General features: G+C 72.4%; 14 protein-coding genes. 2 read left to right on the forward strand and 12 right to left on the reverse strand.

Annotation, left to right across the window (positions count from 1 at the left end; translation table 11 throughout):
- Positions 1-156 precede the first annotated feature (156 nt).
- Positions 157-486, forward strand: coding sequence for a hypothetical protein (locus ABZ924_RS02845; protein ID WP_361903040.1), 330 nt, complete (start codon positions 157-159; stop codon positions 484-486).
- 129 nt (positions 487-615) lie between these two features.
- On the opposite strand, the gene ABZ924_RS02850 is transcribed toward ABZ924_RS02845, so the two are convergent.
- The 3 genes from ABZ924_RS02850 to ABZ924_RS02860 all read right to left on the reverse strand — a co-directional run bounded on the left by ABZ924_RS02850 (position 616) and on the right by ABZ924_RS02860 (position 3,170).
- On the reverse strand, positions 616-975 hold the full coding sequence (locus ABZ924_RS02850; protein ID WP_361903043.1) for a helix-turn-helix transcriptional regulator: 360 nt from the start codon (positions 973-975) through the stop codon (positions 616-618).
- A 1,095-nt stretch (positions 976-2,070) separates the two neighbouring features.
- Positions 2,071-2,403: an AzlD domain-containing protein gene (locus tag ABZ924_RS02855; protein WP_361903046.1), complete on the reverse strand. Its 333-nt coding sequence runs from the start codon at positions 2,401-2,403 to the stop codon at positions 2,071-2,073.
- Positions 2,400-3,170 (reverse strand): AzlC family ABC transporter permease, encoded by a 771-nt coding sequence (locus ABZ924_RS02860; RefSeq protein ID WP_361903049.1) that lies wholly within the window; start codon positions 3,168-3,170, stop codon positions 2,400-2,402. Before ABZ924_RS02860 ends, ABZ924_RS02855 begins: the two co-directional genes overlap by 4 nt.
- A 66-nt stretch (positions 3,171-3,236) precedes the next feature.
- On the opposite strand from ABZ924_RS02860, the gene ABZ924_RS02865 reads away from it, so the two are divergent.
- On the forward strand, positions 3,237-3,806 hold the full coding sequence (locus tag ABZ924_RS02865) for an XRE family transcriptional regulator (protein ID WP_361903052.1): 570 nt from the start codon (positions 3,237-3,239) through the stop codon (positions 3,804-3,806).
- A gap of 54 nt (positions 3,807-3,860) precedes the next feature.
- Here ABZ924_RS02865 and fabG read toward each other — a convergent pair whose 3' ends face one another.
- The 9 genes from fabG to ABZ924_RS02910 form a co-directional block, all read right to left on the reverse strand.
- Complete coding sequence (gene fabG / locus ABZ924_RS02870) at positions 3,861-4,580, reverse strand: 3-oxoacyl-[acyl-carrier-protein] reductase (protein ID WP_361903055.1); 720 nt, start codon at positions 4,578-4,580, stop codon at positions 3,861-3,863.
- 67 nt (positions 4,581-4,647) lie between these two features.
- A complete protein-coding gene (locus ABZ924_RS02875; RefSeq protein ID WP_361903058.1) occupies positions 4,648-5,730 on the reverse strand; it encodes a branched-chain amino acid aminotransferase in 1,083 nt (360 codons plus the stop codon).
- Positions 5,731-5,776: 46 nt separating this feature from the next.
- Positions 5,777-7,372, reverse strand: a complete 1,596-nt coding sequence (locus ABZ924_RS02880) for an acyl-CoA carboxylase subunit beta (protein ID WP_361903061.1) — start codon at positions 7,370-7,372, stop codon at positions 5,777-5,779.
- Positions 7,373-8,113: a 4'-phosphopantetheinyl transferase superfamily protein gene (locus tag ABZ924_RS02885; protein WP_361903064.1), complete on the reverse strand. Its 741-nt coding sequence runs from the start codon at positions 8,111-8,113 to the stop codon at positions 7,373-7,375.
- Positions 8,107-9,006, reverse strand: coding sequence for a fumarylacetoacetate hydrolase family protein (locus tag ABZ924_RS02890; RefSeq protein ID WP_361903067.1), 900 nt, complete (start codon positions 9,004-9,006; stop codon positions 8,107-8,109). Before ABZ924_RS02890 ends, ABZ924_RS02885 begins: the two co-directional genes overlap by 7 nt.
- A gap of 1 nt (position 9,007) precedes the next feature.
- Positions 9,008-9,430, reverse strand: coding sequence for a thioesterase family protein (locus tag ABZ924_RS02895; protein ID WP_361903070.1), 423 nt, complete (start codon positions 9,428-9,430; stop codon positions 9,008-9,010).
- A complete protein-coding gene (locus tag ABZ924_RS02900) occupies positions 9,430-11,283 on the reverse strand; it encodes an acyl-CoA dehydrogenase (protein ID WP_361903073.1) in 1,854 nt (617 codons plus the stop codon). Before ABZ924_RS02900 ends, ABZ924_RS02895 begins: the two co-directional genes overlap by 1 nt.
- Positions 11,284-11,461: 178 nt before the next feature.
- On the reverse strand, positions 11,462-12,685 hold the full coding sequence (locus tag ABZ924_RS02905; RefSeq protein WP_361903076.1) for a beta-ketoacyl-[acyl-carrier-protein] synthase family protein: 1,224 nt from the start codon (positions 12,683-12,685) through the stop codon (positions 11,462-11,464).
- The gene (locus ABZ924_RS02910) at positions 12,685-12,924 is read right to left on the reverse strand and encodes a phosphopantetheine-binding protein (RefSeq protein ID WP_361903079.1); all 240 of its coding nucleotides are present in this window, start codon (positions 12,922-12,924) and stop codon (positions 12,685-12,687) included. The genes ABZ924_RS02905 and ABZ924_RS02910 overlap by 1 nt, the downstream gene beginning before the upstream one ends.
- Positions 12,925-12,996: the final 72 nt, after the last annotated feature.

A 12,996-nucleotide genomic window follows, 5' to 3' on the forward strand; every position in this document is an offset into this window, starting at 1 on the left:
GGCCCTCCACCGCCGGACTCTTGGCCGCCGTTTGTGGTTCCGGGGGGCGCCCCCCCCCCCCCCGGGGGGCGCCGGGGGGGGGCCCCCCCCCCCCCCCCCCCGGCACAGCTCCGCTTGGCCGCTGTTCACTGCCGTCACGTGGGAGAGGATGTGGATATGGCACTGGTCAAAAAGGGATCGCGGCTCATCAAGGTGGACGGCACCACCTACCGGTGGCGACTGCGCGGCCGACCGACCTATGACCAGGGCCTGGTCATGTCACCGCTTGCCTACGCGGTCGAGCACGCCGATTCACCCGGCACCACGCTGGTGGTCACCACCAACCAGCCGCACCCGAGCAACTGGTTGGGAACACCCGGCAGCCCGGTCCTGCCGGCCCAGGTGGCTGACGGCATCCGCACCGCTCTCTCCGACGGGTGGACGCCCGAGACCCCTGGCTCACCGTTCCACCTCGACCAGTCAACGGGCTTCGCCTCGTCCCACTGACCTGCTCATGCTCAAGGACTCACAGGATTCACCGCGTCAGGCGTCGGTCAGTCCTTTTGCTTACGGCTTCCCACATTCCCCCTGCTGCTCGGCACCTCCCGTGTAGGTGGTACGGCGGGCCGCTGCCGGCTAGCGGAGGGGGAGGGTGGGGTAGGAGGCAAGGGCCTTGGGGGGTTCGTCGGCTCCTTGGGTGAGGGTTCCCCAGGCGAAGCCCACGATGCCGGCCTGGAGGCGTGACTCCACGTCCAGCTTGGCGAGGATCTGTGCCACGTGGGCCTTGGCCGTGCGTTCGGTGATGGCCAGGCGGAGCGCTATGGTCCGGTTCGATGCCCCCTTGGCCAGGAGCCGGAAGACGTCGAGCTCGCGCTCCGACAGCCGCGGCACCCGGGCCAGCACTGCGTCCCAGGCACCGTCGTGAGGTGCGGAGCTCCGGTCGGTGACGAGGTAGGAGCCCCAGGCGTGCGGGCTCCGGGTCTGTGCGATGTTCATGGTGTTGACGGACTCCTGAGTTCTGGACCGGGGGGTGGGCCGTCGGTGGTGCCGACGGGTCGCCGCAGGCCGTGCGGGGCCTGGGCGTGGTCGTGTGACGCTCATTCAGGGAGTGGGGGCGTGTCGCCGACGGGCACGGCGCATAAGTGGTGGCACGTGCGGGACGCGTGGAGTTCCGGTCCGGGGACGGGCTGGGGCATCCGGGCCCGGACGTGATGGGGCATGCACTGCGGGCGCGCAGGGGGCGGCTGGCCGGGCCGGAGGCAGGCGGGCGGGCGGGCAGAGCGCTGGACGCCGGTTCGAGGGGGATGCCGGCGGGTTCCGCGCAGAGGGGACCGGCCCGTCAGCGCCGTGCGAGCGGCGGGGGGTTCTGGGAGGCGGCGCGGGCGTTTGCCCGTTCCCGTCGTCCGAACATGCCGGGGGGCGGTACACCGCAGGGGGTGGTGCGCGGGCGGCCGGTGTGAGTGCGGTGTCGCCGCCTGGGCGCCCTGGGGAATCGGGTTTCTTCGGGTATGGCGGCGAGCTGATGCCGGATATCGGCGGTGATCGACGCGGCTAACTCATACGCCTGGGCTCCGGTCTTCCCTTTGGCTTTATCAGCCATCAGGCAGGCTACTATTAGCCACCAAATTTCCAGCCATGAGTGGATATAATTCAAGCCTCTGTCGAGAAATGGCGATAAGCGAGCCGCAGAGACGTATCCGCAGGCACGAAGGGGCGGTGTCGCCACGGCACCATCATGCTGAAGGCCCGTCAGGGTACAGGGTGCATACCCCTCGCCCATGAAAACTCCCTCGGCTGTCTTGAAGGAATGGGTGGCCCGGACGCAAGTGGTCGGCGCGCTCGCAGCAGCCAAAGTGGTTACTCGCTGGTCACCGCGCATGCCACGCTACTTGACGCATTCCTGTGCAGGCAACGAGTGATCCAATATCTGAGACACCATCCGGCTGAAATGTACCCTGCACCGGTCCGGATTTCTCTCTTCTTGTCTCGTTGAGAAATCAACCAGGAATAGGGGCGGTACGCCGATGCGCCCGCCGGGGTGTCGGCGGGCGCATCGGGTCCGTGCGAGGGGAGGGGTGTGGGGGCGGGTGTTTACGGGACTCCGGCCAGGCGTAGGAGTGCCGCCGTGCCCGCAGCGGCGAGGACCACCAGGAGGAACGGCGCCTTGCGCCAGGCCAGGACGCCGCCGACGAGGACGCCGGCAGGTCGGGCCACGCCGGCGAAGTCGGCGCCCTCGGTGAGTGCCGACGTGGCGGCGAGGGCGGCGAGCAGGACGACCGCGGAGACCTCCAGCAGCTTCTCGGCACGCTGCGGGAAGGTGACCCTGGCGCGCAGCGCCGGGCCGGAGAGGCGGAGCAGGAAGGTGCCGCCCGCGAGGGCGAGCATCGCGGCCAGGGCCGGCGCCACGGGTACGGAGTTGCTCATCGGGCGGCCTCCTTCGATGACTTCGATGACTTCGATGACGCTGATGGCTCCGGGCCCTGGTTCGGGTCGGGTTCGGTGGGCGCGGGCGAAGCGTCCTGCCGCTTCGAGATGAGGACGAACAGCGGCAGGGCGGCGAGGGCGGCCAGGACGGGGAGGCCTGCGGGGAGGAAGGCGACTGCCGACAGGGCCAGGGCGCAGCCCGTCAGTGCGGTTCGGCGCAGGGCGCGTTCCTTGAGGGCGGGGAGGACCAGTGCCACGATCACCGCGGGGAACATGGCGTCCAGGCCCAGGGCTCCCGTGTCCTCGACCACGCTTCCGAGCAGGGCCCCGAGGGCGGCGCCGATCGGCCAGCAGACCAGGATGCCGAGGCCGCAGGCCCAGTAGGCGGCGCGTTTGCGCGGGAGGCCGTCCTGGGCGAGGGCGAAGACGACCGTCTCGTCGTTCATCAGGTGGGTGCCGAGCAGGCGGCGCCAGCCGCGGCCGAGCACGTCGGGGACCGCCAGGCCGAACGGCAGGTGGCGGGCGTTGACCAGGAGGGCGGCCAGCAGGGCGGCGATCGGGCTGCCGCCGGCCGCGATGATCCCGACGAACAGGAACTCCGACGAGGCGGCGAGGACGAGCGCGCCCATCAGCACGGGGAACCACCAGGCGAAGCCGGCGGTGACCGAGGCGGCGCCGTACGAGACGCCGATGACGCCGACGGCCAGACAGACGAGGGCGATGTCGCGTAAGGGCCCGCGGTCCAATGTTCTCCATATCGAACGCATGGCGTTTATAGTGAACATCTCAGCCTTGTTCGTCAAGGCGAACAGTCGACCACTGGAGCGAACGCCATGTCCGATGCCGATCCCGCCCTCAAGCCCCCGCTCGAAGTGATCGCCGCCTCCCTGCGGACGGAGCGCGTACGGGCGGGGCTCTCCCTCACCGAGGTGGCCCGCCGGGCCGGCCTCGCCAAGTCCACGCTCTCGCAGCTGGAATCCGGCGCGGGAAATCCCAGCCTGGAGACGCTGTGGGCCCTGTGCACGGCCCTGGACATCCCGTTCTCCCGGCTGCTCGCCGTCCCCCGGCCGCAGGTCCAGCTGATCCGGGCGGGCGAGGGGCCGGCGGTGCACTCCGCGCAGAGCGCCTACGGTGCGACCCTGCTCTCCGCCAGCCCGCCGGGTGCCCGGCGCGACGTGTACAGCATCACGGCCGAGCCCGGGCCCCAGCGGTCCTCCGCCGCGCACCTGCCCGGCGTGATGGAGCACGTGATCATCAGCTACGGGCGGGCCCTGGTGGGCACCGCCGACGAACCGGTGGAACTCAACCCCGGCGACTACATCTGCTACCCGGCCGACGTGCCGCACCTCTTCCAGGCACTGGAGCCCGGCACCCGGGCCGTGCTCATCTCCGAGCACCCGTGAACGCCGGGCCGGACCCGCGGTGGGCCGGCCCGGCGTGGGTGGAGCGGTGGGGGTTCAGTGGCCCATGCCCAGGCCGCCGTCGATCGGCAGGACGGCTCCGGTGACGTACGCGGCGCCCTCGGAGGCCAGGAAGTGGACGGCCGCGGCCACCTCGTCCGCGTGGGCCGCGCGGGCCAGCGGCACCCGGTCCAGCATGGCGGCGCGCTGCTTCTCGGTCAGGGCGCGGGTCATGTCGGTCTCGACGAAGCCCGGTGCCACCACGTTGCAGGTGACGCCTCGCGAGCCGAGCTCGCGCGCCACGGACCGGGCGAAGCCGACCAGGCCGGCCTTGGACGCCGCGTAGTTGGCCTGCCCGGCCGCGCCGAGGAGGCCCACCACCGAGGAGACCAGCACGATCCGGCCCCTGCGGGCGAGCAGCATCTGCCTCGCGGCCTGCCGCACCACCCGGAAGACACCGGTCAGGTTGGTGTCGAGGACTGCGGTGAAGTCCTCCTCGGACATCCGCATCAGCAGTTGGTCGCGTGTGATGCCGGCGTTCGCTACCAGGACCTCCACCGGTCCGTGGGCCTCCTCGACTTCCCCGAACGCCCGCTCCACCGCGGCCGCGTCCGTGACGTCGCACCTGACCGCGAGGCAGCCCGGTTCCTTCAGCTCCGCGGGCGGTTCACCCGTGCGGTAGGTCACCGCGACCCTGTCGCCCGCCTCGGCGAAGGTGCGTGCCACCGCGAGGCCGATGCCCCTGTTCCCGCCGGTGACCAGGACCGAACGGCTCATGCCTTTCCCACTTCCTTTTTGCTGCGTGCTGCTGTGGCGTTTCGTGGGCCGCGGGCGCGGCCCCGGCTCATGCGATCTTGTGGACCCAGCCGAACGGGTCCGGGCGCAGGCCGGTCTGGATGCCCGTCAGTTCGGTGTGCAGGCGGGTGGTGACGGGGCCGGGCGTTCCGCCGCCGATCGTCCAGTCGCCGTCTGTGCTGCGTACGAAGCCGACGGGGGTGACCATGGAGGACGTTCCGCAGGAGAACACCTCGGTCAGTGCCCCGGACTCGGCGTCGGTCCGCCACTGCTCCACGCTGATCCGGCCTTCCTCGGCCTCGTAGCCGAGTTCGGCCGCCAGGGCGAGCACCGAGTCCCGTGTGACACCCGCGAGCAGTGTTCCCGACAGCTCGGGGGTGACCAGGCGCTCGCCGTAGACGAAGAAGAGGTTGCTGGTGCCCATCTCGTCCACCCAGCGGCGCTCCGCCGAGTCAAGCCAGACGACCTGGTCGCAGCCCTGTTCGCGGGCCTGGGCCTGGGCGACGAGCGTGCCGGCGTAGTTGCCGCCGCACTTGGCCTCGCCGGTCCCGCCGGGTGCGGCGCGCGTGTAGTCCTGGGACAGCCAGACGGTCAGCGGCTTGGCTCCGGCCGTGAAGTACGAGGCCGCAGGCGAGGCGATCACCATGAAGCGGTAGGCGGCGGAGGGCCCGTAGAAGCCGATGGTGTGCTGCGTCGCGATCATGAAGGGGCGCAGGTAGAGGCTGTGCCCCTGCTGTTCGGGGACCCAGTCGCGGTCGGTGGCCACCAGCAGTTCCAGCGCCTCCACGAAGGTGTCTTCCGGGAGGGCGGGCATCGCCATGCGTGCGCAGGAGCGGTTGAACCGTGCGGCGTTGGCGTAGGGGCGGAAGGTGGCCACGGTGCCGTCGGGGCGCCGGTAGGCCTTCATGCCCTCGAAGACCTCCTGGCCGTAGTGGAAGACCTGGGCGGAGGGGTCGAGCACGAGCGGGCCGTAGGGGTGCAGGCGGGCGTCGTGCCAGCCGTGCTCCCCGTCCCAGTCGATGCTGATCATGTGGTCGGTGAACACCTCGCCGAAGGCGGGTGCCCGAAGGAGCTCGGCCCGTTCGGCCGCGGGCAGCGGGGTGGCCGGCTCGGTGGTGAAGGTGATGGTCATGGCTCGCTCCGAGGCGTCGCAGGGTTGGCCGTTGGGGTGTGTCGGGTCACAGCGGGGTGTTGGCGTGCTTGCGGTCGGGCTGCTCCGCGTGCTTGGTCCGCAGCATCCGGAAGGCGCTGATCAGTACCGACCGGGTCTCGGCGGGGTCGATCACGTCGTCGACGAGGCCGCGCTCGGCCGCGTAGTAGGGGTGCATCAGCTCGGTGCGGTAGTCCTTGACCATCTGCTCCCGCATCGCCTGCGGGTCGTCGGCGGCGGCGATCTCCTTGCGGAAGATGACGTTGGCGGCGCCTTCGGCGCCCATCACCGCGATCTCGTTCGTCGGCCAGGCGTAGGCGAGGTCGGCGCCGATGGAACGGGAGTCCATCACGATGTACGCGCCGCCGTACGCCTTGCGCAGCACCAGGGAGATGCGCGGGACGGTGGCCTCGCAGTACGCGTACAGCAGCTTCGCGCCGTGGCGGATGACCCCGCCGTGCTCCTGGTCGACGCCGGGCAGGAAGCCGGGGACGTCGACGAGGGAAAGCAGCGGGATGTTGAAGGCGTCGCACATCCGCACGAAGCGGGCGGCCTTCTCGCTGGCGCGGATGTCCAGGACTCCCGCCAGTGCCACCGGCTGGTTGGCGACGATGCCGACGGTTTCGCCGCCGAGCCGGGCCAGCCCGCACAGGATGTTGGGGGCCCAGCGCTCGTGGACCTCCATGAAGTCGCCGTGGTCGACGATCTCCTCGATGACCTTGCGCATGTCGTACGGGAGCTTGCCTTCGGCCGGCACCAGGCCGAGCAGGGCGTCGCAGTAGCGGTCGTCCGGGTCGGTGGCGGCGGGGGCGGGCGGGGCCTGCCGGTTGTTCGACGGCAGCAGGGACAGCAGGTAGCGCACCTCGGCGAGGCAGGTCCACTCGTCCTCGTAGGCGAAGTGGCACACCCCGGACTGCTCCGCGTGCACGTCGGCGCCGCCGAGCCGTTCCTGGGTGACGTCCTCGCCGGTCACGGCCCGGACCACGTCGGGGCCGGTGATGAACATCTGCGAGGTGCCGCGCACCATGAACACGAAGTCGGTCAGGGCGGGAGAGTAGGCGGACCCGCCGGCGCACGGTCCGAGGATCACGGAGATCTGCGGGATCACTCCGGAGGCCCGTACGTTGCGGCGGAAGATGCCTCCGTATCCGGCGAGGGCGGAGACGCCCTCCTGGATGCGGGCGCCGGCCCCGTCGTTGAGGGAGACGAGCGGGGCGCCAGCCGCGATGGCCATGTCCATGATCTTGTGGATCTTCTCCGCGTGCGCCTCGCCGAGGGCGCCGCCGAAGATCCGGAAGTCGTGGGCGTAGACGAACACGGTCCGGCCCTCGACCGTGCCCCAGCCGGTGACCACACCGTCGGTGTGGGGCCGTCGCCCCTCGATGCCGAATCCGACGGCCCGGTGCCGGCGCAGCTGCTCGACCTCGCGGAACGATCCGGGGTCCAGGAGCAGTTCGATGCGTTCGCGGGCGGTCAGCTTGCCCTTGGCGTGCTGGGCTTCGGTCGCCCGGTCGCTCGGGCCGCGCAGGGCCGCCTCCCGGGTGGCGTGCAGCTCGGCCACCCGCGCGCGGGTGTCGGTGCGCGGCTGCGGCGTCCGGCCGGGGGTTTCCTGCTGGACGGTCATCTACTCTCGCTCTCCTTCCGGGGACGCCGGCGCGGCGGGTGCGGCGGCGGGGGTGGTCTCGGCTTCGGTGGGCTGCACGGCGACGGCGGTGACGACTACCCCGTCCGAGACCTGCCAGCGGCCGGTGAGCCGGGTGGGCAGCGGCGTGCCGCCGGGGGGCCGCGCGCCGGCCCGTACGGCGCCGGGCACGTCGGCGCGGAACGTCCCCGCCGACGGGTCGAAGCGGACACGGGCCTGGAGGAAGCCCAGGAAGAGCCCGGTGGCGGGGAACCAGGCCTTGTAGACGCTCTCCTTCGCGCTGAACAGCAGCCGGTCCCAGCGCACTGCGGGCCGACGGGCGAGCAGCTCCGCGACGAGCGTGCGCTCTTCGGGGCCGGCGACGAACTCCAGGACGTCGGCGTCCAGCGGCAGGTGCGGCTCGGCGTCGATGCCGAGCGCGAGGACCTCGCCGCGCCGGGCCACCGCGGCGGCGGTGTAGCCGCGGCAGTGCGTGATGCTGCCGACCACCGAAGGGGGCCAGCCGGGCGCGCCGCGCTCCCCCGCCGGTATCGGGGCGGCGGGCGTGCCGAGGCGCTGCAGGGCGCGGTGCGCGCAGTACCGGCCGTTGGCGAACTGCCGGCGCCGCCCGGGAGCGGAGCTGCGCAGGGAGAGGGCCTCGGCCGGGTGGGGCACGAACTCCGGGTGGTCCCGGAAGGACTCCCAGGCGGCCACCGGCGGGGGCAGCAGGTCTGCGATCAGCATCGTGCCCCCGCCGGTATGACCGCCGCGGCCGGCACCTCGGCGGGGCGGCAGCGCTGGCGGTGTGCGCCCAGGCCCGCGACCTCTGCCTCGACCAGGTCCCCGGGCCGCAGGTACGGCCGGTCCGGCCGGCCGAGGGCGACGCCGCCGGGCGTGCCGGTCAGGATCACGTCGCCGGGGTGCAGCACCATGAAGCGGCTCAGGTACCAGACGAGGTGGGCCACGTCGAAGACCATGTCCTCGGTGGAGCCGTCCTGCATGAGACGGCCGTTGACCTTGCAGGTCAGCCGCAGCGCCTGGGGGTCACCGGCCTCGTCGGGGGTCACCAGGTACGGCCCGAGCGGGCCGAAGGTCTCGAAGGACTTGCCCTTCACCCACTGCCCGCCGCGCTCCAGCAGCCAGCTGCGCTCGGAGAGGTCGTTGGCGGTGGCGAATCCCGCGATGTGCGCGGCGGCGGCCGCGGGCTCCGGCAGGTAGCGGGCGACCCGCCCGATCACCACCGCGAGTTCGACCTCCCAGTCGGTCTTCTCGCCGCCCGGGGGCAGCAGCAGGTCGTCGTGGGGGCCGACCACGGCGGAGGGTGCCTTGCTGGCGACGATCGGCTCGTCGGGCAGGGGCAGTCCTGCCTCGGCGGCGTGCGCCCGGTAGTTGAGCCCGATCGACAGCAGGTGCCCTCCGGGCCGCACGGGCGGCCCGATGCGCTCGGCGGCCGGATCGACCTCCGGCAGCCTCCCGCCCTCCTGCTCCAGCCGGGCCGCCAGGTCGCGCAGCACGTCCGGGTCCAGGTGGGCGCCCGTCCAGTCCGGCACCCACGAGGACAGGTCCCGGACGGCGCCGCCCGGGCCGACGGCGCAGGGCCGCTCCTGCCCCGGCGGGCCGATCCGCAGCAGCCGCATGTCAGCGGGCCGCCGGGCTCTGCTCGAGGTACTTCTCGAAGAAGGCGGTCTCCTCGTCGGTCAGCCGCCGGGGGCGTCCGGCCCGGTAGTCGAACGGCGCCATCACCGTCGAGGCGGTGGCGTAGACGGTGTCCCCGTCCCGGACCACGTAGTCGATGGCGACGGTCGCCGACTGGAGGTCGGAGACCCACATCTCGATCTCCACCGGGGCGTGCCGGTGGACCAGCTGCCTGCGGTAGCGGATGGAGTGCTCCACCACCACCGAGCCGTCCCGGAAGAAGGCGTCGCCGTCGGTCGGTGCCATCCGGAAGACGAAGTCGACCCGGGCCTCCTCCAGGTAGCGCAGGTAGGAGACGTTGTTGACGATGCCGTAGACGTCCATGTCCGACCAGCGGATCGGGCAGGGGTAGGTGTGCCGTGCCATCAGGACCGGTCTCCTTCCGCGGCGGTGCGGGCGGCGGCGGCCGGGCCGTGTGCGCCGGTGCGGGCCTGGAAGGCCGTCACGTAGTCGTCGGCGGCGATCGGCGCCCGCAGCAGCTGCGGGGTCAGGCCGAACCCGTCGGTGAGGACCTGCACGTACGGCAGGAGCTCCGCGCACAGCGCGTCCTGCTGCTCGGCGAGCTCCTCGGCCTGGGCGGCGGTGAGCACGCCGCGCGCCAGGTACCAGCCCGCGTCCCGGCCGAGCTCGGTCAGCCCGTACAGCGCGGTCAGCAGGCCCAGTGCGGTCCGGGACTCCTCGGTCTGCGCGGCGGCGGCCGCCTCGGCCATGGACTCCAGCGCGGTGCGCACGCCGCGCGCCCGGGCCATCTCCAGGGCGGTGTTGATGGTGGCGTTCCACGCCTCGAAGTAGCTGCGGTCCGCGGAGTCGTCGGCCATGGCGGTGCGGGCGCGGCGCAGGAGTTCCTGCTCGCGGTGGCGGACGGCTGCGACCAGGAAGCCCGGGTCGCGCAGGTCGCGGCCCTGCGGGTCGGGCGCGTCGGACGGTACGTCGTCCGCGTCGCCGGCGGCGATGATCTGTCCGGCGGTGGTGGCCAGCAGCACCTGGTTGTCGCCCTCGGCGGTGACCAGGCCCTGGAGCAGGGAGCCGTAGTCCGCGATCCGGTTGACGCTGAAGATGCCCTGGGCGCCGCAGCGTTCCCGGCAGACGGCGATGACGTCGGTCATCTCCCAGGTGGACAGGGCCTTGGTGATCGACACCAGGTGGTTGAGCTCGGCCGGCACGGCGCTCTGGGGGGCCGCGGTGAACTCCCGCTTGGCGTGGTTGAGCAGCAGCGTCATCGCGTACGTCCGGGCCAGCGCGGTGAACAGCGCCAGCTGGTGGCTGCGGTACTCGATGACGGGCAGGTCGTTGCGGCCGGGGGCGTTGGTGAGCCGCTGCACCGCGTAGCGCAGGGCGATGTAGACGCTCGCGCGGCCGGCGCCGGTCGCCGCGCTGGAGACGCACAGCCGTCCGGGCAGGATGCGGCTCATGGCCCGCAGGAAGCGCTTGCGCTGGTTGCCGGAGGCGGGGCGGAAGACGCCGTCCTCGCCGAAGGCGCCCATGTCGCCGTGGAGCAGGTTGCGGCGGGGGACGCGTACGTGGTCGAACCAGGTGAGGCCGTTGTCCAGGCCCTGGACCGGCTTCTCCGGGCAGGGGGCCGCGTGCACGCCCTCGCACAGCTTCGTCCCGTCGCTGATGCGCACCAGGAACGGGAACACGCCGTGGTCCTTGCCGTCCGCCTTCAGGCGCGCCATCACCACGGCCAGCTTGGGGACGTCCCGGAACCCGCTGTAGGACATGTACTTCTGCGCGAGCGCGTCCGGGGTGTTCAGGACGAACGTCTCGGTGGCGGGGTCGTAGACGGCCTCGGTGCGCAGCGCGGCCACGTTGTTGCCGTAGCCGAGCTCGGTGGCCATGTACGGGCTGAAGGAGTCCAGCCGGTCCAGCTCGTCGAGCAGGTCCTTCAGGTCCTCGCGATCGCCGTGCTCCAGGGCGGTGCCGAAGGCCAGGTTGTAGTGGACCATCAGCAGGGAGAACGTGGAGACGTCCACCAGGGAGGGCCACTCGGCCAGGGCGAAGAGCCGCCACGGGTCCGCCAGGATCTCCCGGGGGCTCTCCAGGGCGGCGTGCACGGCGCGCGAGCGCTCGTAGGCCAGCTTGCCGGCCCCGGTCATGTCCAGACCTTCGCGCGGGTCGAACACGGGGTCGAGCAGGAGGTCGTGGAGGTCCTTGTGGGTCTGCTCGTACCTGCCGTCGAAGAGCAGCCGGGTGAGGTCGGCGGAGGCCGACGAGGTCATGGGAGGTCCTTTCCAGCGGTTCGGATCGTGCGGCCGGCCGGCCGTCGGCGAGGTCGGGGCGGGGCGGGGGCGGGCGGGGGGCCGGGGCGGGGGGGTGCGCCGGCCCACCGCCCCCGCGCCGCCTGCCGGTCGGGCGGTGCCGTCGGCGTGGGCGGGGCCGTCGGCGTGGGCGGGGCCGTCAGGCGGACGCGATCAGCAGGGCGGCGTTCTGGCCGCCGAAGCCGAAGGAGTTGCTGAGGGCCACGTCCACCCGGCGGTGGCGGGCGGCGCCGTGGACGACGTCCACCTCCACCCTCGGGTCGATCTCGGTGGTTCCCGCCGACGGCGGGATGACGCCGTGGTGCACCGTGAGCGCCGCGAACGCGGCCTCGATGGAGCCTGCGGCGCCCAGCGGGTGCCCGGTGACCCCCTTGGTGGAGCTGACCTGGACGTCCGCCCCGGCCATCCGGCGGATGACGCCCGCCTCGATCACGTCGCCCACGGGGGTGGAGGTGCCGTGGGCGTTGACGTAGCCGATGTCGCTCCCGCTCAGCCCGGCGTCGGCGAGGGCCGCCCGGACCGCCAGTTCGGCCCCCTTGCCCTCGGGGTGCGGGGACGTGACGTGATGCGCGTCCGCGGAAGCCCCGTACCCGATCACCCGGGCCACGGGCTGCACGCCGCGCGCCCGCGCGTGTTCCTCGGACTCCAGTACGACCACGCCGGCGCCCTCGCCGAGGACGAAGCCGTCGCGGCCCGCGTCGAAGGGGCGCGACGCGGTCCGGGGGTCGTCCAGGCGCCTGGACAGGGCCCGCATCCGGGCGAAGGAGGAGACGTACAGCGGGGTGATGGGGGCTTCGGCGCCGCCCGCCACCACGATGTCGGCGAGTCCGGAGCGGATCAGCTCGCGGCCGAGGCCGATCGCGCTGGCGCCCGCGGCGCAGGCCGTGCACGGGGCCATGCAGGGGCCGTTGGCGCCGATGTCGATGGCGACCTGCCCTGCGGCCATGTTCAGCAGGCCCATGGGCAGGGTCAGGGGGGAGACCTCGCAGGGGCCCTCCTCGATCAGCACCCGGTGCTGTTCCTCCAGCGTCGCGGTGCCGCCGGCCCCGGAACCGATGATGACGGCCACGCGGGAGCTGTCCGCCCACTCGCCGGGCGTGAGCCCGGCCTGTGCCAGGGCCTCGCGAACGGCGACCACGGCGAACTGCGAGTAGCGGTCCCACTGCCAGGCACCGCGCAGGCCCTGCGCGGCCGGGTCGAAGTCGGGCACCCGGCACGCCATCGTCACCGGCAGGCCGGCCAGGTCGGCGTGGTGCGCGGCCGTCGGCCGGCCGTCGACGACGCGGTCCCAGCTCTCCTTGACGCCGACGCCGGCGGGCGTGACGAGCCCGATGCCGGTGATGGCGGCGGCGAAACCGGTCATCAGACCGCGGCGCCCTTCTGCTCGACGAGGGCGACGATGTCGGCGACGACGGACACCTCGGACAGCTCCTCGTCGGTGATGGCGACGCCGAGGCGCTTCTTCAGGGCGGTGGCCAGCTCGATCTGGGAGAGCGAGTCGAGGTCGAGGTCGTCGAAGGTCGCGTCGGGGACGACCTTCTCGCGGTCGAGGTCGAAGCGGGAGACGAAGACCTCGACGACGGCGTCGTGAACGGAGCTCATGGTGTTTCCTCCTGGAAGGGGATGGGATGCCCGGCCGGCGGGTCGGCCGGGAGTCGGTTGGGAGTCGGTTGG

Source organism: Streptomyces sp. NPDC046876 (assembly GCF_040645035.1).
Taxonomy (GTDB): Bacteria; Actinomycetota; Actinomycetes; order Streptomycetales; family Streptomycetaceae; genus Streptomyces.

Coding starts and splice junctions, on each gene's coding strand:
- ABZ924_RS02900 (WP_361903073.1), bottom strand. CDS start 11,283: ATGACCTCGTCGGCCTCCGCCGACCTCACCCGGCTGCTCTTCGACGGC.
- ABZ924_RS02860 (WP_361903049.1), bottom strand. CDS start 3,170: ATGCGTTCGATATGGAGAACATTGGACCGCGGGCCCTTACGCGACATC.
- ABZ924_RS02895 (WP_361903070.1), bottom strand. CDS start 9,430: ATGGCACGGCACACCTACCCCTGCCCGATCCGCTGGTCGGACATGGAC.
- ABZ924_RS02905 (WP_361903076.1), bottom strand. CDS start 12,685: ATGACCGGTTTCGCCGCCGCCATCACCGGCATCGGGCTCGTCACGCCC.
- ABZ924_RS02890 (WP_361903067.1), bottom strand. CDS start 9,006: ATGCGGCTGCTGCGGATCGGCCCGCCGGGGCAGGAGCGGCCCTGCGCC.
- ABZ924_RS02865 (WP_361903052.1), top strand. CDS start 3,237: ATGTCCGATGCCGATCCCGCCCTCAAGCCCCCGCTCGAAGTGATCGCC.
- ABZ924_RS02885 (WP_361903064.1), bottom strand. CDS start 8,113: ATGCTGATCGCAGACCTGCTGCCCCCGCCGGTGGCCGCCTGGGAGTCC.
- ABZ924_RS02880 (WP_361903061.1), bottom strand. CDS start 7,372: ATGACCGTCCAGCAGGAAACCCCCGGCCGGACGCCGCAGCCGCGCACC.
- ABZ924_RS02845 (WP_361903040.1), top strand. CDS start 157: ATGGCACTGGTCAAAAAGGGATCGCGGCTCATCAAGGTGGACGGCACC.
- ABZ924_RS02855 (WP_361903046.1), bottom strand. CDS start 2,403: ATGAGCAACTCCGTACCCGTGGCGCCGGCCCTGGCCGCGATGCTCGCC.
- fabG (WP_361903055.1), bottom strand. CDS start 4,580: ATGAGCCGTTCGGTCCTGGTCACCGGCGGGAACAGGGGCATCGGCCTC.
- ABZ924_RS02910 (WP_361903079.1), bottom strand. CDS start 12,924: ATGAGCTCCGTTCACGACGCCGTCGTCGAGGTCTTCGTCTCCCGCTTC.
- ABZ924_RS02850 (WP_361903043.1), bottom strand. CDS start 975: ATGAACATCGCACAGACCCGGAGCCCGCACGCCTGGGGCTCCTACCTC.
- ABZ924_RS02875 (WP_361903058.1), bottom strand. CDS start 5,730: ATGACCATCACCTTCACCACCGAGCCGGCCACCCCGCTGCCCGCGGCC.